Genomic DNA, 19409 nt, shown 5'->3' with positions numbered 1-19409 from the left:
CATAGATCCGCGTCAGATGACAGAAGCCGCGCTATCATGCCGCCTTTGAACATGACCATTGGATTGAGGAACAACATGGCCTCCTGGCTGACAGTAGTGGGAATCGGCGAAGACGGCTTCAAGGGCCTGGGCAAAAATGCCCGACACGCCCTGCTGCGCGCTTCGCGGATCATTGGCGGCCAGCGACAACTGGATTTGCTGCCGGCCTGCATCCGTGGCGAGCGGCAGCAGTGGCCGAGTCCTTTCTCCCTTGAACCGGTTTTGGCGTTGCGTGGCGAACCTGTCTGTGTGCTGGCCAGCGGCGATCCGATGTTCTTCGGTGTAGGCGCAAGCCTGGCCCGGCAGCTGTCCGGTGATGAAACGCTGATACTGCCGGCGCCCTCCTCTTGCTCGCTGGCGGCGGCGCGAATGGGCTGGCCGTTGCAGGAGGTGGTCACGCTTTCAGTGGTTGCGCGGCCCATCGCCGCACTCAATGCGCAGTTGTTCAGTGGTGTTCGCTTGCTGGTGTTGAGCAACGACGGCAGGAGTCCGGCCGCCATCGCGACGTTATTGCGTGAGCGCGGTTTCGGGGCGAGTCGCCTCACCGTGCTGGAACATCTGGGCGGTGCCGCCGAACGACGCATCGAGGGTGTCGCCAATGACTGGAACAATCCTGTGATCGCCGACCTGAACCTGATCGCCATCGAGTGCATCGCTGAACCCAACACGCCGCGCCTCTCCCGATTGGCCGGCCTGCCGGACTCAGCCTTCAAGCACGACGGGCAACTGACCAAGCGCGACGTGCGCGCCATCACGCTCGCGCGTCTCGCTCCGATTCCCGGTGAACTCTTGTGGGACGTCGGCGCCGGCAGCGGTTCGATCGGCATCGAGTGGATGCGCGCCCATCCGAGTTGCCGCGCATTAGCCATCGAAGCCGATGAAGGCCGACAGTTACTAATCGAACACAACCGCGATGCTCTCGGCGTGCCCGGCCTGCAACTGATTCGCGGCAGTGCACCGCAAGCCTTGGCCGGGCTCGAGCGTCCGGATGCGATTTTCATCGGCGGCGGCGTCACCCGCGAGGGCGTGCTCGAAACCTGCTGGGCACAACTCAAACCCGGCGGTCGACTGATCGCCAACGCGGTCACGTTGCAAAGTGAAATGACCTTGATGGCCTGGCGCGAGCAGCACGGCGGCGAGCTGACGCGCATTCATATCGCTCAGGCGCAACCGTTGGGAGACTTCGATACCTGGCGTCAAGCGTTGCCGATTACCTTGCTGGAAGTGACGAAGCCTTTCGATGCGTGACGAAACCGCCGAACAACCCGCACCGCTGCGCAGTGGCCTGACCACCGGCAGCTGCGCCACCGCCACCAGCCTTGCGGCTGCACGTTTGTTGTTGGAAGGCACGCATTCGGACGCGGTTGACATCGTCCTGCCCAAGGGCAAGCACGTGCAGATGCGCCTGGAGTTCTGTCGGTTGATGGATGACGGCGCCGAGGCCGGAACCATCAAGGACGCCGGGGACGACCCGGACGTGACCCACGGCGCCCTGCTCTACTCCCACGTGCGCCTGAATGCCCGACCGGGTATTCGCTTCAATGCCGGTCGCGGTGTCGGCACGGTGACCCGGCCGGGGCTGGTGCTGGGCGTCGGTGAACCCGCGATCAACCCGGTGCCACGCAAGATGATCACCGATCACTTGACCCTGCTGGCCGAGGAACTCGATTACCGCGGCGGTTTCGACGTCACGCTGAACGTCGAAGGCGGTGAAGCGCTAGCCTTGAAAACCATGAACCCGCGCCTGGGGATTCTCGGCGGTTTGTCGATTCTCGGCACCAGCGGCATCGTCCGGCCGTTTTCCTGCGCGGCCTACATTGCCTCGATCCATCAGGGCATCGACGTGGCAAAAACCAACGGCTACCTACACATCGCCGCATGCACCGGCAATGCCAGTGAAGACACCATGCGCCGGGTCTACGACTTGCCGGAAATCGCCCTGATCGAAATGGGCGACTTCGTCGGCGCAGTGCTCAAACATCTGCGCAAAGTGCCTGTGGATAAACTCAGCCTGTGCGGCGGCTTCGGCAAGATCAGTAAACTGGCGGCCGGGCACATGGATTTGCACAGCCGGCATTCGAGCATCGACCTGCCGCAACTGGCCGAGTGGGCGGCGGTGATTGGTGCCGATGAGGCGTTGCAGCAAGGGATTCTCGAGGCCAATACCAGCCAGCAAGCCTTGGCAATGGCCAGCGCTGCCGGGATCGCCCTGGGTGATGCGGTGTGTCAGCACGCGCTGGACTTTGCCCGCAGCGTGGTGCCGACACAGGTTCAGATTGAAGTATTTGCCATCGATCGCCAGGGCGGGATTGTCGGCCATGCGGGAGCTTTTCAATGAAGCGCGTGTTGTTGCTGGGTGGCGTGACAGAAGCCTTGGCCATCGCCCGGTCCCTCGGGCCGGAACACATCTATAGCCTGGCCGGCGTGGGGCGTGTGCCGACAGATCTGACCTGTCAGGTTCGCGTGGGCGGTTACGGCGGTGCCGAAGGGCTGGCGCAGTTCATTCGGGATGAAAGGATCGAACTGCTGCTGGACGCCACCCACCCCTACGCTGCACAAATCAGCCAGAACGCCGCCACCGCTGCGCGGTTGAGCGGTGTTGCATGCTGGGCGTTAAGGCGCCCGGCCTGGCAACCACAGGCCGGGGATGACTGGCGCGAAGTCAGCGACTGGGCCGAGCTGATCGAAGCGCTGAAACCGTTCCGGCGTCCGCTGTTCACCCTCGGCCGCGAACCATTGCAACATCTGCATGAAATCCCGCCAGAGCAATTCTGGACCTTGCGTGCACTGGACGTTTACCCCGGCAACGAACGCTGCGAAGTGATTGGCGCGCGTGGGCCGTTTCTGATCGAGGATGAACGTGCGCTGTTTGAACGTCGGCAGATTGATGTGCTGATCAGCAAGAACAGCGGCAGCACCGCGACCGAGCCGAAGCTGGAAGTGGCACGGGAGCGTGGGGTGCCGGTGCTTGTTTTGCAGCGACCGGTGTTGCCGGGGGTTGATCGGGAGTTTGTGACGCTTGAAGAAACACTTGATGCGTTGGCGACCTTTGCTCAGTAAGGCAGGATCATCGGCTTGCATGAACAGTAACCTATTTGTTACCTTCAGGGCCGCCTGTGATCACACTCGAAGAATACTTGCAGGAAAACGATACAAGCCCCTTTGGGCGCTGGTTTTCCACCTTAAATGCTCAGGCAGCGCTTAAGGTATCCAACGCATTGGTCCGGCTAGAGCTAGGCCATAGCTCCAACATCAAGTGGTTCGAAGGTCTCGGCGAATACCGAATAAATTGGGGGCCGGGCTACAGAATCTATCTTGTGCAAGAAGGGAAACGCCTGATCATCCTTTTTGGTGGAGGCGATAAGTCCACTCAGAAAGCCGACATTAAAAAGGCAAAAATACTGATAGCTGAATTTCGAACCCGCAAAAAAGCCGAACGACCCCGGAGATAAAGTCATGGCGCTCACCCGAAGCTACAAACACACCATTGCCGAGCGTGCCCAACGTGACCCCGAGTTCGCCCAGGCGTTGTTGGATGAGGCTGCTACTCTGTTTCTTAATGGTGAACCTGAAATGGCCAGGATCATTTTGCGTGACCTAGTCAACGCTACCGTAGGTTTCGAAGAATTGGCGAAAGAAACAGCAAAACCTAGCAAAAGTCTCCATCGAATGTTGTCTGCCAAGGGCAACCCAAGCATGGACAACCTGGCTGCGATATTCGCCGTCATTCGCGCTACGCTTGGAGTCGATATGGAAGTACATGTGGTACGTGCGCACTGATGGCGTAGAAACAAACAGTTTTAACTGCGACACCACACCGCACACCGCTTTTTTACTTATCGGCCCTGATCAGGCTAAATAGCCGCGCCTGATCGCCCACCCAACCGGATTTGTCCCATGTCCCGACAACGGCTCGCATTTGCCTGGATCGCCTGCTTCGCAGTGCTGTTCAACATGCTCGCCATGCCGATGACGGGAGCGATGGCGCAGACGGCGAAATCGCCTGCCGAGCAGTTGTTGTGGGGCAGTTTCTGTTCGTCCAGCGGCACCAAGATGGTGGCGATTTCCCTGGGCGATATCGAACAGAAAACCCCGCAGAGTGACGATCACTCCAACATGCAACATTGCTGGTGCTGCTCAGGTTCCGCGCCACTGGTGGCGTTACCCGGGCATGTGCCGCAACTGTATTTCGCGCGTTTCGAGGCCAATCGAAGCCTGCCTCGTGCGTCTCTCGATACACCGACACCGCGCCAGCAATGGCCGAACCTCAACCCCCGCGCTTCCCCTCTGGTGTGATTCCTTCTCGCAATTGACCTGCGTTTTGAATCGTTCTGGAGAACTGCCATGTTGAACAAACTCATCGTCCTGGCTGTGTTGCTGCTGCCTGCCTGTTTTGCCAATGCCCACGAATACAAGGCCGGGGAGCTGGAAATCGCGCATCCGTGGTCGCAAGAGTTGCCGCCAAACGCGCCAACGGTCGCGGCGTATTTCGTGATTCACAACAACGGTAAAACGGCCGACCGACTGCTCAGCGTCGACTCGCCGATTGCAGGCGAAGCCCAGTTGCACGAGCACGTAATGCAAAACGACCTGATGAAAATGCAGCAGGTGCCGAGCGTCGACATTCCTGCCGGTGGCAACGTCACTTTTGCGCCGATGGCCTACCACGTGATGCTGGTAAACCTGAAAGACCGCAGCCTGCTGAGCGACGGCAAACGCTTCCCGCTGACGATGCATTTCGAGAAGTCCGGTGACGTGACGGTCGACGTCTCGGTGCAGAAGAAGCCGCCGGAAGGCATGCAGATGCACGTCCACGCCCAGTAAGCGACTGAGCAAAAAACGCCATGCGCCTGCTTAGCGCCAGGTCATCCGCACACCGTCGTCAGCCGTTAAGCCTGACGCGCGGTAGCTGGATCAGCCTGTTCGCCATGTTGATGATCTTTATCGGCCCGCTGATTTCTCAGTCGATTCCGATGGATCAACGCGCCTCCTCGATGACCATGAGCATGTCGATGGACATGAGCATGGACATGTCGACGATGGAGCACGCCGACCACAGCGCGCAAACCACCGCCGAACACTGCCCGCCAAAAGCCTCACATCACGCGCTCTGGGAAAAATGCGGCTATTGCAGCCTGCTGTTCAGTTGCCCGGCGCTGACCGGCGGCCAGTCCTTCGTCGCATTCGACACGCCAACAGCCACCACCTTCACCACACCTTCCCCTCGCCTGGGCCACGCCCGGCAAACCTTCTTCCCCGGCGCCCGCACCCGCGCCCCACCCATCGCCGCGTAAACACCCACCTCCGACCTCACACAGTCCGAAGACAGCCAAAGCTACCTGTGGGAGCGAGCTTGCTCGCGATCGCGATGGGTCATTCAACATTGATGTTGGCTGCCCCTCCCTCATCGCGAGCAAGCTCCCTCCCACATGGATTGCGCAGGCTGCCGGCCGTGTCGTTTACGACTGTTCGATGGAAATTGTCATGCCCAGGTTTTCTGCTGACACACGCTTGAGCGCTGCCCAAGCTTCTTTTGCCCCGAACGAATCCAATATTCGTTTCAGGCACGCCACCGCCTTCCTTTGCGGTGCACTGCTGACACCCATGGTGCTGGCCGATGAACACGCCGGTCACAGTGAAGAACTGAGCCCGACGGTGATCACCGCCATCGCGCCGAGTTCGCCGCTGACCATCGTCACCAACCCCAAGGACCCGCGCCAACCGGTGCCGGCCAGCGACGGTGGCGATTACCTGAAAACCATCCCCGGCTTCGCCCTGGTGCGCAACGGCGGCACCAACGGCGACCCGGTGCTGCGCGGCATGTTCGGCTCGCGGCTGAACATCCTCACCAACGGCGGCCAGTTGCTCGGCGCCTGCCCCGGCCGAATGGACGCACCGACCTCGTACATCTCGCCGGAAACCTACGACAAACTCACCGTGATCAAAGGCCCGCAAACCGTGCTCTGGGGACCGGGCGCGTCGGCCGGGACCATCCTCTTCGACCGTGAGCCGGAAAGCTTCGGCGAACTCGGCACGCGGGTGAACGCCAGCGTGCTGGCTGGCTCCAACGGCCGTTTCGACAAAGTGGTGGACGCTGCTGCCGGCGGGCCATTGGGTTACGTGCGAGTGATCGGCAACACCGCGCATGCCGACGACTACCAGGACGGCAACAACGACACCGTGCCGTCGCGCTATGACAAATGGAACGGCGATGTGGCGGTTGGCTGGACCCCGGACGCTGACACCCTGCTGGAACTGACCGCCGGCAAGGGCGATGGCGAAGCCCGTTACGCCGGGCGCGGCATGGACGGTTCGCAGTTCAAGCGCGAAAGCCTGGGCCTGCGGTTCGAGAAGTCGAACATCGGCGATGTGCTGGATAAGGTCGAGGCGCAGATCTACTACAACTACGCCGACCACGTGATGGACAACTACACCCTGCGCACGCCGTCCGGCACCGGAATGATGGCAGGTCCCATGGCCTCCAACGTCGACCGTCGAACCCTCGGCGCACGGATCAAAGCCACCTGGCGCTGGGCCGATGTGCAGTTGATCAGCGGCATCGATGCGCAGACCAGCGAACATCGCCAACGCAGCGCCATGGGCATCGACGTCTACAAGGAATTGCCGCGCAACAAGGACGCCGACTTCCACAACTACGGTGTGTTCAGCGAATTGACCTGGTACGCCGCCGACCGTGACCGGCTGATTACCGGCGCGCGACTGGACCGCGCTTCGGCCAAGGATTTCCGGCAGACCACTGGCTCCGGGATGATGGCGCGCCCTAACCCGACCGCCGACGACACCCGCGCCGACACCCTGCCAAGCGGCTTCGTCCGTTACGAGCATGATCTGGCGGACAGCCCGACCACGTTGTATGCCGGTCTCGGTCACACCCAGCGTTTCCCGGATTACTGGGAGCTGTTTTCACCCAAGTCCGGCCCCGCCGGCTCGGTGAATGCCTTCGACTCGATCAAGCCTGAAAAAACCACCCAGCTCGACTTCGGCCTGCAATACAAGACCGAAGACCTCGAAGCCTGGGCCTCGGGCTACGTCGGACAGGTGCGCGACTACATCCTGTTCAACTACACGCCAACAATGATGGGCATGACCTCGCAAGCACAGAACATCGACGCGCGGATCATGGGCGGCGAATTGGGTGCGGCCTACAAGCTGACCAGCCATTGGAAAGCCGATGCGACCCTGGCCTACGCCTGGGGCAAAAACAGAAGCGACGGCAACGCACTGCCGCAAATGCCGCCGCTGGACGCACGTTTCGGCCTGACCTACAGCGAAGACAACTGGAGCGCCGGTGCCTTGTGGCGGGTGGTCGCGGCGCAAAACCGCATCGACCAGAACAAGGGCAACGTCGTTGGCAAGGACTTCGACAGGACCTCGGGTTTTGGCGTGTTCTCGCTCAATGGCGCCTACCGGATTAACAAAAACTGGAAGGTCAGCACCGGCGTCGACAACCTCTTCGGCAAGGCGTATGCCGAGCATTTGAACCTGGCCGGCAACGCCGGTTTCGGCTACCCGGCCAATGACCCGCAAGCGATAAAAGAACCGGGGCGCACGCTCTGGACCAAAGTGGACATGAGTTTCTAACAAGAAAAGTCAAAAGATCGCAGGCTACGCCAGCTCCTACATTGGAACACGTACCCCCTGTAGGAGCTGTCGAGTGAAACGAGGCTGCGATCTTTCCAAGACAATTGAATCGCCAAAGCGGAGCACAACCGATGAAACAGCCCAAAGTGAATTTCTACAACCTGGCCTGGCGCTGGCATTTCTATGCCGGTCTGTTCGTCGCGCCTTTCATGGTGATGCTGGCCCTGACCGGCATCATTTACCTGTTCAAGCCGCAACTCGACCCGTTGATGTACGGCAGCCTGCTGAATGTCCCGGCCGGGCATCACAGCGTCCCGGCCGATGACCTGCTCAAGCGGGTGAAAGAGGCTTATCCACAAGCCACGATCAAGCAGTATTTGCCACCGGTCAACGCCGAACGCAGCGCGCAATTTGTCGTGCTCAATGGCGGTAACGAGCTCAACGTATTCGTCGATCCCTATCACGCTGACATCCTCGGCGAGCAAGACGCCAAAAAGAATCTGCAAGCCGTTGCGCGAGCGATTCATGGCGAATTGATGATCGGCACCGTCGGTGATCGACTGATCGAACTGGCCGCCGGTTGGGGCGTGGTGTTAGTGGTCTCCGGCGTCTTTCTGTGGTGGCCGCGTGGCCAGGCGGCCGGCATCCTGTGGCCACGCTTGAGCAGTCGCGGTCGAGTGCTTTGGCGTGACCTGCACGCGGTGACCGGGTTCTGGGGCGCGTCGTTGCTGCTGGTGATGCTGCTCAGCGGCATGACCTGGACCGGGTTCTGGGGCAAGCAATACGCCGAAGTGTGGAATGTCTTTCCGGCAGCGATGTGGGATGACGTGCCCAAGTCCGATGTCGAGGCCCGCAGCCTCAACACCGCCACCCGCCAGACCGTGCCTTGGGCGATGGAAAACACACCGATGCCGATGTCCGGCGACCACGCCGAACACATGGCCCACGGTAGCGCACAAGCTGGCCCCGCCGCGCCGACCATCAGCTTGCAGGACGTGCAGAACATCGCCGTGCAACGCCAGGTCGAACCGGGCTACAGCATCACCTTGCCGACCACGGCGACTGGCGTGTTCACCATCGCCGTGTTCGCCGACGACCCGCGCAACGACGCCACGCTGCATGTGGATCAGTACACCGGCGACGTCCTCGCCGACGTGCGCTACGCACAATACGGCACCGTCGCCCGTGCGACGGAAATCGGCGTGATGCTGCACGAAGGCAAGATGTTCGGTGTGTTCAATCAGATCATCGTGCTGCTGATCTGCCTGATGATTCTGCTCAGCGCCGTCAGCGGCGTGGTGATCTGGTGGAAGCGCCGTCCACAAGGAAAATTCGGTGCTCCGCCGCTGCGCCACGACCTGCCGAAATGGAAAACCGCAATGGTCATCATGTTCGGTCTGGCGGTGGCGTTTCCGTTGGTGGGCGCTTCGCTGGTGGTGGTCTGGCTGCTGGATCGGGTGCTGCTGTCGCGATTCAATCGGCAAACTGAATCGGCCTCACCTTCATCATGAAACAGGCGAGATGCGCGATTTAGAGGGATCTGTAGACTTCCCGCGCTTATCTCCCGGTCGGCTACAGGGGCCTCATCGCGAGCAAGCTCGCTCCCACATTGAAATGCGATCAACTGTGGGAGCGAGCCTGCTCGCGAAAGCGTCATCAGCAACACCGAATATTTCAGAGTAAATGCATGACCTCGCTGAATCTCACAAACCTCGCCTGGACACCCCTGGGCCACGGCCATTGCCATCACCAGTTCCAACTGCGGGATGCAACCTTGCACGTGCTCCCCGGTGAGTTCGTCGGTCTGATCGGCCCCAACGGCAGCGGCAAAACCAGCCTGCTGCGCTGTGCCTGGCGTTTCAGCAAACCCGAGCGCGGCGAGGTCAAGCTCGACCACCACAACGTCTGGAAGCAATCCTCACGCTGGTGCGCGCAACGCATCGCCGTGGTCCTGCAGGAATTCCCCGACGCCTTCGGCCTCACCGTCGACGAAGTCGTCGCCATGGGCCGCACACCGCACAAAGGTCTGTTCGACGGCGATACCCTCGAAGACAGAAATCTCGCGACCCAGGCCCTCGAATCAGTCGGCCTCAAAGGCTTCGAGGATCATGCCTTCGCCACCCTCTCCGGCGGTGAAAAACAGCGCGTGATCCTTGCCCGCGCCCTGGCTCAGCAACCGCAAATGCTGATCCTCGACGAGCCGACCAATCACCTCGACCCGCGCTATCAGCTCGAACTGCTGCAACTGGTCAAACGCCTGAAGATCGGCACCCTGGCGAGCATTCACGACCTCAACCTCGCAGCCGCTTTCTGCGATCGGTTGTACGTGATCAACCACGGCCGCATCGTCGACAGCGGCACACCCAAAGAAGTCCTGACCGCACCACTGCTGCGCGACGTGTTCGGCGTCGAAGCGCTGATCGATGAACATCCCTTGCACGGCTACCCACGAATTACCTGGATAACCCAACCATGACTTTGCGTTCCCTGCTTTGCGCCGCTCTGTTGCTGGGCAATGCCCAAGCATTTGCCGAGGCCACTCACTACCCGTTGACCGTGCAGAGCTGCAACCGCGAAGTCACCTTCCAGCAAGCGCCGAAACACGCGGTCAGCCACGACATCAACATGACCCAAATGATGCTCGCCCTCGGCCTGAAACCCAGCATGGCCGGGTATAGCGGTGTGACCGGCTGGAAGTCGGTCACGCCCCGGATGCAGACCATCCTTGATGGCTTGCCGGAGCTGGCGGCCAAGTACCCGTCGGTGGAAACCCTGCTCAACGCCAACGTCGATTTTTTCTTCGCCGGCTGGGATTACGGCATGCGCGTGGGTGGTGACCTGACGCCGCAAACGTTGCAGCCGCTGGGCATCAACGTCTACGAGCTGACCGAGTCCTGTGCGTTCGTGATGAAGCGTCCGCCGGCCAGTCTGGAAGACACTTACAACGACCTGCGCAACCTCGGCAAAATCTTTGACGTGCAGGATCGCGCCAACGCCTTGATCGCCCAGATGCAGGCGCAAGTCGCCGAAGTGCGCAAGGATCTGCCGGCAGACAAACCTCGCGTGTTCCTCTATGACAGCGGTGAAGACCGCGCCATGACTTCCGGCCGTCTCGGTATGCCGCAAGCGCTGATCGACGCCGCTGGCGGGCGCAATATTCTCGACGACGTCGACGCAAGCTGGACCCGGGTCAACTGGGAGAACGTGGTCGAACGCAATCCGCAGGTGATCGTCATCGTCGACTACGGCGAAGTCACCGCCGAACAGAAAGAGCAATTTCTGCTCAACAACCAGGCGCTGCAATCGGTGGACGCGATCAAGAACCAGCGCTTCATCGTGATTCCGTATGTGCAGGCCACGCCCGGGATCGACAATGTGCTGGCGGTTGAAACCCTGGCCAAGGGTTTCCACGGCGAATGATCAATCGTCGTTACGCCTTGTTGCTGGTTGCCCTCGGCGCGTTGTTGCTGGTGTCGTGCGTGGTGTCGCTGGGTTTCGGTCCGGCGCGGGTGCCGGTGGACGTGGTGTGGCGGATTTTGCTGCACAAGATTTTCGGTTTCGGCGTGCCGGACTGGGCCGCCGGGCAGGAACACATCGTCTGGCTGATTCGTGTGCCGCGCATGTTGCTTGGCGCGTTGGTGGGTGCCGGGTTGGCGCTGATCGGGGCGGTGCTGCAAGCGGTGACGCGCAATCCGCTGGCCGACCCGCATTTGCTTGGAGTCACCTCCGGCGCGACCCTCGGTGCCGTGATCGTGGTGCTGCATGTCGGTGAAATCGTTGGCCTGCTGACCTTGCCGATCGCGGCGTTTATCGGCGCGTTGCTGAGCATGCTGATCGTGCTGATGATCGCCAACCGCAACGGGCGGCTGGACAGTGACCGGCTGCTGCTGTGCGGCGTGGCGGTGTCCTTCGTGATGATGGCGATCGCCAATCTGCTGCTGTTTCTCGGCGATCACCGCGCGAGTTCGGCGGTGATGTTCTGGATGCTCGGTGGGCTCGGGTTGGCGCGCTGGGAATTGCTGGCAGTACCGGCGGCCAGCGTGTTGCTCGGGTTGGTGTTGTTGCTGGGAATGGCTCGGCCACTGAATGCGTTGATGGCGGGTGAGCAGACGGCCGTGACCCTCGGGCTCAACGCTCGTACCGTGCGGTTGCGGGTGTTTTTGATTGCGTCGCTGATGACCGGGGTGTTGGTGTCGATCAGCGGGTCTATCGGGTTTGTCGGGCTGATGGTGCCGCACATTGCGCGCCGGTTGGTCGGGGCTGAACACCGTCGCTTGCTGCCGGTGTGCGTGTTGCTGGGCAGTGTTTTTCTGGTGTGGGTCGATGTCGCCGCCCGCACCCTGATCGCCCCCGAAGACTTGCCCATCGGCGTCGCCACCGCCGCCATCGGCGGCCTGTTCTTCATCGGCCTCATGCGCCGCCGCTAATCCTGCCGGATCTACACAATCCCCTGTACTCCTACAGAAAATGTGATCGGGCTCCAACTCCTCGCCCCGATGTGGCGCATCCTGACGCACCACCGCCCCGACCCCGTCCCCTTATGGTGCGCCGCAAAACCGCGCAACCGCTCTAATACGACATTTCCCTGCCTTTTGCCGACCAGGCACAGCCCTTGCTAAAGACCCTTCAGTAGTCCGCATCTGCCACCAAGAAAATTCATAAGTTCATGGAGATCGCACAATGAAGCGTCGCAGCTTGATCAAGGCTTTCACACTTTCGGCAAGCATTGCCGCGATGGGCATGACCTGGAGCCTCCAGGCCGCCGAGACCATCAAGGTCGGTATTCTGCATTCGTTGTCCGGCACCATGGCGATCTCCGAAACGTCGCTCAAAGACATGGCGCTGATGACCATCGACGAGATCAACGCCAAGGGCGGCGTCAACGGCAAGATGCTGGAGCCTGTGGTCGTCGACCCGGCATCGAACTGGCCACTGTTCGCCGAAAAGGGTCGTCAACTGCTGACTCAGGACAAGGTGGCGGTGGTGTTCGGTTGCTGGACATCGGTGTCGCGTAAATCGGTGTTACCGGTGTTCGAAGAGCTCAACGGCCTGCTGTTCTACCCGGTGCAATACGAAGGTGAAGAGATGTCGCCGAACGTGTTCTACACCGGCGCCGCGCCGAACCAGCAAGCGATCCCGGCGGTGGAATACCTGATGAGCGAAGAAGGCGGCAGCGCCAAGCGTTACTTCCTGTTGGGCACCGACTACGTCTACCCGCGCACCACCAACAAAATCCTGCGCTCGTTCCTGCACTCCAAAGGTGTGGCGGACAAGGACATCGAAGAGGTCTACACCCCGTTCGGCCACAGCGACTATCAAACCATCGTGGCCAACATCAAGAAATTCTCGGCCGGTGGCAAGACAGCGGTCATCTCCACCGTCAACGGCGACTCCAACGTGCCGTTCTATAAAGAGCTGGCTAACCAGGGTTTGAAAGCCACTGACGTTCCGGTCGTGGCGTTCTCGGTCGGCGAAGAAGAGCTGCGCGGCATCGACACCAAACCGCTGGTAGGCAACCTCGCGGCATGGAATTACTTCGAATCGGTCGAGAACCCGGCGAACAAGAAATTCGTCACTGACTGGAAAGCCTACGCCAAGAAACACAACCTGCCGGGTGCCGACAAAGCGGTGACCAACGACCCGATGGAAGCCACGTACGTGGGCATCCACATGTGGGCGCAAGCGGCTGAGAAAGCCAAGTCCACCGACGTCGACAAAGTCCGCGAAGCCCTCGCCGGCCAGACCTTTGCCGCGCCGTCCGGGTACACCCTGACCATGGACAAGACCAATCACCACCTGCACAAACCGGTGATGATCGGCGAGATTCAGGCGGACGGTCAGTTCAACGTGGTGTGGCAGACCGAAGGGCCGATCCGTGCCGAGCCGTGGAGCCCGTTCATTTCGGGTAACGACAAGAAGCCGGATTATGCGGTGAAGAGCAACTAAGCCACTGGATGTCTGGCCTGAGCACACAGCTAAGGACCGACACAACTCCTGTGGGAGCTGGCTTGCCTGCGATGGCATCACCTCGGTGCATCAGATACACCGAGTCGCCTGCATCGCAGGCAAGCCAGCTCCCACATAGTCCGCGCAAGGCGACTCTCTATGCCCACTGCCCTTTACCGGTTATTCCTCGTCATCGCACTTTTGCTGCCGATGACCACCCACGCCGGCGACGCCGAAGACTTCGTCGCGGCCAATCCCGTGCAACAAGCCAAGCTTCTGGAAGCCTGGGCAGCGCAGCCCGATCCGGCCCGTATCGGGCTGATCAACGCCCTGCAACAAGGCGAGCTGACCGTCGACGGCCAACCGAAAACCCTGCGCCTGAACAACCGCCTGCGGGGTCTGATCGACACCGCTAGGGCCAGCCACCAATTGCTCGCCAGCGACGCCAAAACCCGTCTGGCCGCCGCGCAGCAATTACAGAAAAGCGCCAAACCGGCGCAGTTGAAATTTCTCGACCAGCAACTGGCTGGCGAACAAGACGAAAGCGTTCACGCCGCCCTGAGCCTGGCGCTGGCCAATCTGCAACTGGTGGACACCGACCCGGCCGTACGCCTTGCCGCTGTGCGTCTGCTCGGTGAAACCGGCGACCCACTGGCTCGCACCCGCCTCGAAAGCCTGCTGCAACCCGGTGTCGAAGCCGACGCAGGCGTACGCACCGCTGCCGAAACCAGCCTCGCTCAGGTCAAACGCAAATTGCTGATCGGCGAGATCCTCGGCCAGGCCTTCAGCGGCATGTCCCTCGGTTCGATCCTGTTGCTTGCCGCACTCGGTCTGGCGATCACCTTCGGCCTGCTCGGCGTGATCAACATGGCTCATGGAGAGATGCTGATGCTCGGCGCGTACTCGACGTACGTGGTGCAGCTGATGTTCCAACGCTTCGCCCCGCAAGCCATCGAGTTCTATCCGCTGATCGCGTTGCCGGTGGCGTTTTTCGTCACCGCCGCCATCGGCATGGCGCTGGAACGTACGGTGATTCGCCACCTTTACGGCCGCCCGCTGGAAACCCTGCTCGCCACGTGGGGCATCAGCCTCATGCTGATTCAACTGGTGCGATTGGTGTTCGGTGCGCAAAACGTCGAAGTGGCCAACCCAGCGTGGTTGTCGGGCGGGATTCAAGTGCTGCCCAACCTGGTGCTGCCGTACAACCGCATCGTGATCATCGCCTTCGCGCTGTTTGTGGTGGTGCTCACCTGGTTGCTGCTGAACAAGACTCGCCTCGGTTTGAACGTGCGCGCCGTCACCCAGAACCGCAACATGGCCGCCTGCTGTGGCGTGCCGACCGGACGCGTGGACATGCTCGCGTTCGGCCTCGGCTCGGGCATTGCCGGACTTGGTGGCGTAGCGCTGAGTCAAATCGGCAACGTCGGCCCGGACCTCGGACAGAGCTACATCATCGACTCGTTCCTGGTGGTGGTGCTCGGCGGTGTCGGGCAGTTGGCCGGTAGCGTGCTGGCTGCCTTCGGTCTGGGTATCGCCAACAAAATTCTCGAACCGCAGATCGGCGCCGTGCTCGGCAAGATCCTGATCCTCGCGCTGATCATTCTGTTTATCCAGAAACGTCCGCAAGGCCTCTTCGCACTGAAAGGACGGGTGATCGACTGATGAACCAGCCCCTGATGCTCACGGCCACGCAAAAGGCCGGCCCCAAAGTCACGATCGCCGTCGGCGCGGTGATCCTCGTTCTGCTGCTGACGTTGCCGTTGCTGTCGTTGTTGTCGCCGGACAGCGCGTTTCACGTCTCGGCCTACACGCTGACGCTGGTGGGCAAGATTCTTTGCTACGCGATTGTCGCGCTGGCCCTCGATCTGGTTTGGGGTTACGCCGGTCTGCTGTCCCTTGGTCACGGTTTGTTCTTCGCCCTCGGCGGCTATGCGATGGGCATGTACCTGATGCGCCAGGCCTCGGGCGACGGCTTGCCAGCGTTCATGACCTTTCTGTCGTGGACTGAATTGCCATGGTATTGGACCGGCACCAGCAGTTTCCTCTGGTCGATGTGTCTGGTGGTGTTGGCGCCGGGGTTGCTGGCGCTGGTGTTCGGCTTCTTCGCCTTCCGCTCGCGGATCAAGGGCGTGTATTTCTCGATCATGACCCAGGCCCTGACCTTCGCCGGGATGCTGCTGTTCTTTCGCAACGAAACCGGGTTTGGCGGTAATAACGGCTTCACCAACTTCCGCACCATTCTCGGCTTCGGCATCACTGAACCTGAGACTCGCGCGGTGTTGTTTTTCGCCACGGTGGTGTTGCTGGTGGCGAGCCTGCTCATCGGTTGGCGCCTGGCGCAAAGCAAATTTGGCCGGGTGCTGACCGCGTTACGCGATGCCGAAAACCGCCTGATGTTCTGCGGCTACGATCCACGCGGTTTCAAGCTGTTTGTCTGGGTGTTGAGCGCAGTGTTGTGCGGCCTGGCCGGCGCGCTGTATGTGCCGCTAGTCGGGATCATTAACCCGAGTGAAATGTCGCCGACCAACTCCATCGAGGCCGCCGTTTGGGTGGCGCTGGGTGGTCGCGGCACGCTGATCGGCCCGCTGCTCGGTGCCGGCGTGGTCAACGGAATGAAGAGCTGGTTTACCGTGGCTTTCCCGGAATACTGGCTGTTCTTCCTCGGCGCGCTGTTCATCGTCGTGACCTTGTACCTGCCCAAAGGCGTGATCGGTTTGCTGAAAAAAAGGGGTGAGCAATGAGAGTGACTGCGACGGCTGAATTCATGCTCGAACCGGCGTTTTTTCCGCCACTGGAACCCAACCGGGACGCCGGCAGCAGCCGCGACGCCATCGGCCTCGGTCAACGCGTCGGCCCCGGCCTGAACACTCGCCACGGCACGATCCTGACCCTGGAAGACATCAGCGTCAGCTTCGATGGTTTCAAGGCGCTGAACGATCTGAACCTGTACATCGGCGTCGGCGAACTGCGCTGCATCATCGGCCCCAACGGCGCGGGCAAGACCACGCTGATGGACGTGATCACCGGCAAGACTCGCCCCAGTCACGGCAAAGCCTGGTTCGGCGAAACCCTCGACCTGACGCAGATGAGCGAAGTGCAAATCGCCCAGGCCGGCATCGGTCGCAAGTTCCAGAAGCCGACAGTGTTCGAAGCCTTGAGCGTTTTTGAAAACCTGGAGCTGGCGCAGAAAACCGACAAATCGGTGTGGGCCAGCCTGCGGGCTCGCCTGAGTGGCGAACAGAAAGATCGCATCAGCGAGGTGCTGGACACCATTCGCCTGACCACTTCGGTCAATCGTCCGGCGGGTTTGTTGTCCCATGGTCAGAAGCAGTTTCTGGAAATCGGCATGTTGCTGATGCAGGACCCGCAACTGCTGCTGCTCGACGAGCCGGTAGCGGGCATGACCGACGCCGAAACCGAATTCACCGCCGAACTGTTCAAGAGCCTGGCGGGCAAGCATTCGCTGATGGTGGTGGAACACGACATGGGCTTCGTCGGCTCCATCGCCGACCACGTCACCGTATTGCACCAGGGCAGCGTTCTGGCCGAAGGGTCGCTGGAGCAGGTACAGGACAACGAGCGCGTGATCGAGGTGTATTTAGGCCGATAGCCGACCGCCCCGTAGGAGCTGTCGAGTGAAACGAGGCTGCGATCTTTTGATCTCCAGCGGAGCCAGGAAAGAGCAAGATCAAAAGATCGCAGCCTCGTTTCACTCGACAGCTCCTACAAAAGCAGATCAAGCGCAGATCAAGCGCGGGATGGTGTGCAACAGAAGGAATTTTAAGATGCTGCAAGTCGACAAGCTGCACCAGTATTACGGCGGTAGCCACATCCTGCGGGGCCTGACGTTTGACGTGAAAGTCGGGGAAGTCACCTGCCTGCTCGGGCGCAACGGCGTGGGCAAGACCACGCTGCTCAAGTGCCTGATGGGTTTGTTGCCGGCCAAAGAAGGCGCGGTGAACTGGGAAGGCAAATCAATCACCGCGTTCAAGCCACACCAGCGGGTTCACGCCGGGATCGCTTACGTGCCTCAGGGTCGGGAAATTTTCGGCCGGCTGACCGTAGAAGAAAACCTGTTGATGGGCCTGTCGCGATTTCCCGGTGCTGAAGCCAAGGAAGTCCCGGCGTTCATCTACGAACTGTTTCCGGTGCTGCTGCAGATGAAGCAGCGCCGCGGCGGCGACCTGTCCGGTGGCCAACAGCAGCAATTGGCGATCGGCCGAGCGTTGGCCAGCCGTCCACGCCTGCTGATTCTCGACGAGCCCACCGAAGGCATCCAGCCATCGGTGATCAAGGAAATCGGCGTGGTGATCAAGAAGCTCGCAGCCCGTGGCGACATGGCAATTCTGCTGGTAGAGCAGTTCTACGATTTCGCCGCCGAACTGGCCGATCAGTACCTGGTGATGTCCCGGGGCGAAATCGTGCAACAGGGTCGCGGAGAAAATATGGAGGCCGAGGGTGTTCGCGGTCTGGTTACGATCTAATCTGTAGCGTCCTGACGATAATTAGACATCATGAATTTACCTGTCCCCACTGCCCTGTTTACCCCGAGCTGGCACGCCGAGCTGGAACTCGGCTACGCCCGATTCGGCGACAGCACCCGCCCGGTTCAGCGCCGCCACAAAGGCCCGCTGCGGGTGCAGAAGCACCTGTATGCCGAAGGGCCGGAGGTTTGCCAGCACATCATCGTGCACCCGCCGGGCGGGATTGCCGGGGGTGATCGGCTGGACATCTCGGCCAGTGTCGGCCGCGATGCCTGGGCGCAAATCACCAGCCCCGGTGCGGCCAAGTGGTATCGCGCAGCGGGGCCCGCTTATCAGCAGCTGGATTTGAAAGTGGCGACCGGCGCGACACTTGAATGGCTGCCACAGGAAACCATTATTTTCAGCGCCGCTCAGGCTGAGCTCAGCACCTCGATTGATCTGGAAGGCGATGCGCGGTTGTTTTACTGGGATGTGGTGGCGCTGGGCCGGCCGGCCAGCGGCGAGCGTTTCGACCTCGGGCATTTTCAGGCGCAACTGGACATCCGCCGTGACGGTCAGTTGCTCTGGCATGAACGCCAGCGCATTGTCGGAGGCGATGGTTTGCTTGATTCGCCGATTGGCCTGGATGGGCAACCGGTGTTTGCGACGTTGTTGGTGACGGGGGAGATCGACAGTGATTTGCTGGAGCGTTGCCGTTCGCTGCCCAACGAGGTGCTCGGGGATCTGACGCAATTGCCAGGGCTTCTGGTTGCACGGTGCCTGGCCAGTGAAGCGCTGTTGGCGCGGGGCTGGCTGATTGATTTGTGGCGATTGCTTCGGCCTGCGTTGCTTGGCCGAGAAGCTGTCCCCCCAAGAATATGGAGCACCTGAACACATCCCCCTGTAGGAGCTGTCGAGTGAAACGAGGCTGCGATCTTTTATCGACGCAGCTGAAGATCAGGATCAAAAGATCGCAGCCTCGTTTCACTCGACAGCTCCTACAAAGAGGGTGCAAGACATTCGATTTTCATTCTGCCAACAATGGATTCCAAACGATGGACCTGACCCCACGCGAAAAAGACAAGCTGCTGATCTTCACCGCCGGCCTCGTGGCCGAGCGGCGTTTGGCGCGCGGCGTGAAACTCAACTACCCGGAAGCCATGGCTTACATTTGCGCAGCGCTGCTCGAAGGCGCGCGCGACGGCCAGACTGTGGCCGAGTTGATGCACTTCGGCACCACCCTGCTCAGCCGCGAACAAGTGATGGAAGGCATCCCGGAAATGATCCCGGAGATCCAGGTTGAAGCGACCTTTCCCGACGGCACCAAACTGGTCACCGTTCACCAACCGATCGCCTGAG

Annotated in this window: 20 protein-coding genes; all 20 read left to right on the top strand. The window is 60.8% G+C overall.

All coding sequences use genetic code 11. The features are described from left to right. Positions 1 to 75: 75 nt before the first annotated feature. The 20 genes from cbiE (at position 76) to ureA (ending at position 19408) form a co-directional block, all read left to right on the top strand. Positions 76 to 1287, top strand: a complete 1212-nt coding sequence (gene cbiE, locus ACIQU2_RS15695; RefSeq protein WP_403142302.1) for a precorrin-6y C5,15-methyltransferase (decarboxylating) subunit CbiE — start codon at positions 76 to 78, stop codon at positions 1285 to 1287. Next, on the top strand, positions 1280 to 2377 hold the full coding sequence (locus tag ACIQU2_RS15690) for a cobalt-precorrin-5B (C(1))-methyltransferase (RefSeq protein WP_403142300.1): 1098 nt from the start codon (positions 1280 to 1282) through the stop codon (positions 2375 to 2377). Before cbiE ends, ACIQU2_RS15690 begins: the two co-directional genes overlap by 8 nt. Further along, entirely contained in the window at positions 2374 to 3099 is a 726-nt protein-coding gene (locus ACIQU2_RS15685) for a cobalt-precorrin-6A reductase (protein ID WP_403142297.1), read from the top strand. The genes ACIQU2_RS15690 and ACIQU2_RS15685 overlap by 4 nt, the downstream gene beginning before the upstream one ends. A 56-nt stretch (positions 3100 to 3155) precedes the next feature. After that, positions 3156 to 3491 (top strand): type II toxin-antitoxin system RelE/ParE family toxin, encoded by a 336-nt coding sequence (locus tag ACIQU2_RS15680; RefSeq protein ID WP_347805644.1) that lies wholly within the window; start codon positions 3156 to 3158, stop codon positions 3489 to 3491. 4 nt (positions 3492 to 3495) lie between these two features. Next, complete coding sequence (locus ACIQU2_RS15675; RefSeq protein ID WP_008153779.1) at positions 3496 to 3819, top strand: DNA-binding protein; 324 nt, start codon at positions 3496 to 3498, stop codon at positions 3817 to 3819. 117 nt (positions 3820 to 3936) lie between these two features. Next, positions 3937 to 4335 (top strand): DUF2946 domain-containing protein, encoded by a 399-nt coding sequence (locus ACIQU2_RS15670; RefSeq protein WP_403142294.1) that lies wholly within the window; start codon positions 3937 to 3939, stop codon positions 4333 to 4335. A gap of 48 nt (positions 4336 to 4383) precedes the next feature. Then, positions 4384 to 4863: a copper chaperone PCu(A)C gene (locus ACIQU2_RS15665; RefSeq protein WP_403142292.1), complete on the top strand. Its 480-nt coding sequence runs from the start codon at positions 4384 to 4386 to the stop codon at positions 4861 to 4863. 20 nt (positions 4864 to 4883) lie between these two features. Further along, positions 4884 to 5333 carry a DUF2946 domain-containing protein gene (locus tag ACIQU2_RS15660; protein ID WP_403142290.1) on the top strand — a complete coding sequence of 150 codons (450 nt, stop codon included), beginning with the start codon at positions 4884 to 4886 and terminating at the stop codon, positions 5331 to 5333. Between the two features lie 190 nt (positions 5334 to 5523). Next, positions 5524 to 7641, top strand: a complete 2118-nt coding sequence (locus tag ACIQU2_RS15655) for a TonB-dependent copper receptor (RefSeq protein ID WP_403142287.1) — start codon at positions 5524 to 5526, stop codon at positions 7639 to 7641. Positions 7642 to 7772: 131 nt separating this feature from the next. Further along, on the top strand, positions 7773 to 9152 hold the full coding sequence (locus ACIQU2_RS15650; RefSeq protein ID WP_403142286.1) for a PepSY-associated TM helix domain-containing protein: 1380 nt from the start codon (positions 7773 to 7775) through the stop codon (positions 9150 to 9152). A gap of 176 nt (positions 9153 to 9328) precedes the next feature. Beyond that, a complete protein-coding gene (locus ACIQU2_RS15645) occupies positions 9329 to 10117 on the top strand; it encodes an ABC transporter ATP-binding protein (protein ID WP_403142285.1) in 789 nt (262 codons plus the stop codon). Next, entirely contained in the window at positions 10114 to 11061 is a 948-nt protein-coding gene (locus ACIQU2_RS15640; protein ID WP_403142283.1) for an ABC transporter substrate-binding protein, read from the top strand. Before ACIQU2_RS15645 ends, ACIQU2_RS15640 begins: the two co-directional genes overlap by 4 nt. Then, positions 11058 to 12068 carry an iron ABC transporter permease gene (locus tag ACIQU2_RS15635; protein WP_347803749.1) on the top strand — a complete coding sequence of 337 codons (1011 nt, stop codon included), beginning with the start codon at positions 11058 to 11060 and terminating at the stop codon, positions 12066 to 12068. Before ACIQU2_RS15640 ends, ACIQU2_RS15635 begins: the two co-directional genes overlap by 4 nt. A 253-nt stretch (positions 12069 to 12321) precedes the next feature. Further along, entirely contained in the window at positions 12322 to 13587 is a 1266-nt protein-coding gene (gene urtA, locus ACIQU2_RS15630; RefSeq protein WP_403142281.1) for an urea ABC transporter substrate-binding protein, read from the top strand. Between the two features lie 159 nt (positions 13588 to 13746). Further along, on the top strand, positions 13747 to 15249 hold the full coding sequence (gene urtB / locus ACIQU2_RS15625) for an urea ABC transporter permease subunit UrtB (protein ID WP_403142278.1): 1503 nt from the start codon (positions 13747 to 13749) through the stop codon (positions 15247 to 15249). Next, positions 15249 to 16328 (top strand): urea ABC transporter permease subunit UrtC, encoded by a 1080-nt coding sequence (urtC, locus tag ACIQU2_RS15620; RefSeq protein ID WP_403142276.1) that lies wholly within the window; start codon positions 15249 to 15251, stop codon positions 16326 to 16328. Before urtB ends, urtC begins: the two co-directional genes overlap by 1 nt. Then, positions 16325 to 17197, top strand: a complete 873-nt coding sequence (gene urtD / locus ACIQU2_RS15615; RefSeq protein ID WP_008146480.1) for an urea ABC transporter ATP-binding protein UrtD — start codon at positions 16325 to 16327, stop codon at positions 17195 to 17197. The genes urtC and urtD overlap by 4 nt, the downstream gene beginning before the upstream one ends. Positions 17198 to 17372: 175 nt before the next feature. Beyond that, positions 17373 to 18071 (top strand): urea ABC transporter ATP-binding subunit UrtE, encoded by a 699-nt coding sequence (gene urtE / locus ACIQU2_RS15610; RefSeq protein WP_403142272.1) that lies wholly within the window; start codon positions 17373 to 17375, stop codon positions 18069 to 18071. 30 nt (positions 18072 to 18101) lie between these two features. Then, the gene (locus ACIQU2_RS15605; protein ID WP_403142270.1) at positions 18102 to 18941 is read left to right on the top strand and encodes an urease accessory protein UreD; all 840 of its coding nucleotides are present in this window, start codon (positions 18102 to 18104) and stop codon (positions 18939 to 18941) included. 164 nt (positions 18942 to 19105) lie between these two features. Then, entirely contained in the window at positions 19106 to 19408 is a 303-nt protein-coding gene (gene ureA, locus ACIQU2_RS15600; protein ID WP_123367600.1) for an urease subunit gamma, read from the top strand. Position 19409 lies beyond the last annotated feature (1 nt).

This window comes from Pseudomonas sp. NPDC098740, assembly GCF_044760065.1.
Taxonomy (GTDB): domain Bacteria; phylum Pseudomonadota; class Gammaproteobacteria; order Pseudomonadales; family Pseudomonadaceae; genus Aquipseudomonas; species Aquipseudomonas rossensis.
This window is presented reverse-complemented; position numbering and strand designations above follow the sequence as displayed.

Bases quoted from the DNA above. Each gene is read 5' to 3' on its own strand.
- cbiE (WP_403142302.1), top strand. From the start codon at position 76: ATGGCCTCCTGGCTGACAGTAGTGGGAATCGGCGAAGACGGCTTCAAG.
- ACIQU2_RS15690 (WP_403142300.1), top strand. From the start codon at position 1,280: ATGCGTGACGAAACCGCCGAACAACCCGCACCGCTGCGCAGTGGCCTG.
- ACIQU2_RS15685 (WP_403142297.1), top strand. From the start codon at position 2,374: ATGAAGCGCGTGTTGTTGCTGGGTGGCGTGACAGAAGCCTTGGCCATC.
- ACIQU2_RS15675 (WP_008153779.1), top strand. From the start codon at position 3,496: ATGGCGCTCACCCGAAGCTACAAACACACCATTGCCGAGCGTGCCCAA.
- ACIQU2_RS15670 (WP_403142294.1), top strand. From the start codon at position 3,937: ATGTCCCGACAACGGCTCGCATTTGCCTGGATCGCCTGCTTCGCAGTG.
- ACIQU2_RS15665 (WP_403142292.1), top strand. From the start codon at position 4,384: ATGTTGAACAAACTCATCGTCCTGGCTGTGTTGCTGCTGCCTGCCTGT.
- ACIQU2_RS15660 (WP_403142290.1), top strand. From the start codon at position 4,884: ATGCGCCTGCTTAGCGCCAGGTCATCCGCACACCGTCGTCAGCCGTTA.
- ACIQU2_RS15655 (WP_403142287.1), top strand. From the start codon at position 5,524: ATGCCCAGGTTTTCTGCTGACACACGCTTGAGCGCTGCCCAAGCTTCT.
- ACIQU2_RS15650 (WP_403142286.1), top strand. From the start codon at position 7,773: ATGAAACAGCCCAAAGTGAATTTCTACAACCTGGCCTGGCGCTGGCAT.
- ACIQU2_RS15645 (WP_403142285.1), top strand. From the start codon at position 9,329: ATGACCTCGCTGAATCTCACAAACCTCGCCTGGACACCCCTGGGCCAC.
- ACIQU2_RS15640 (WP_403142283.1), top strand. From the start codon at position 10,114: ATGACTTTGCGTTCCCTGCTTTGCGCCGCTCTGTTGCTGGGCAATGCC.
- ACIQU2_RS15635 (WP_347803749.1), top strand. From the start codon at position 11,058: ATGATCAATCGTCGTTACGCCTTGTTGCTGGTTGCCCTCGGCGCGTTG.
- urtA (WP_403142281.1), top strand. From the start codon at position 12,322: ATGAAGCGTCGCAGCTTGATCAAGGCTTTCACACTTTCGGCAAGCATT.
- urtB (WP_403142278.1), top strand. From the start codon at position 13,747: ATGCCCACTGCCCTTTACCGGTTATTCCTCGTCATCGCACTTTTGCTG.
- urtC (WP_403142276.1), top strand. From the start codon at position 15,249: ATGAACCAGCCCCTGATGCTCACGGCCACGCAAAAGGCCGGCCCCAAA.
- urtD (WP_008146480.1), top strand. From the start codon at position 16,325: ATGAGAGTGACTGCGACGGCTGAATTCATGCTCGAACCGGCGTTTTTT.
- urtE (WP_403142272.1), top strand. From the start codon at position 17,373: ATGCTGCAAGTCGACAAGCTGCACCAGTATTACGGCGGTAGCCACATC.
- ACIQU2_RS15605 (WP_403142270.1), top strand. From the start codon at position 18,102: ATGAATTTACCTGTCCCCACTGCCCTGTTTACCCCGAGCTGGCACGCC.
- ureA (WP_123367600.1), top strand. From the start codon at position 19,106: ATGGACCTGACCCCACGCGAAAAAGACAAGCTGCTGATCTTCACCGCC.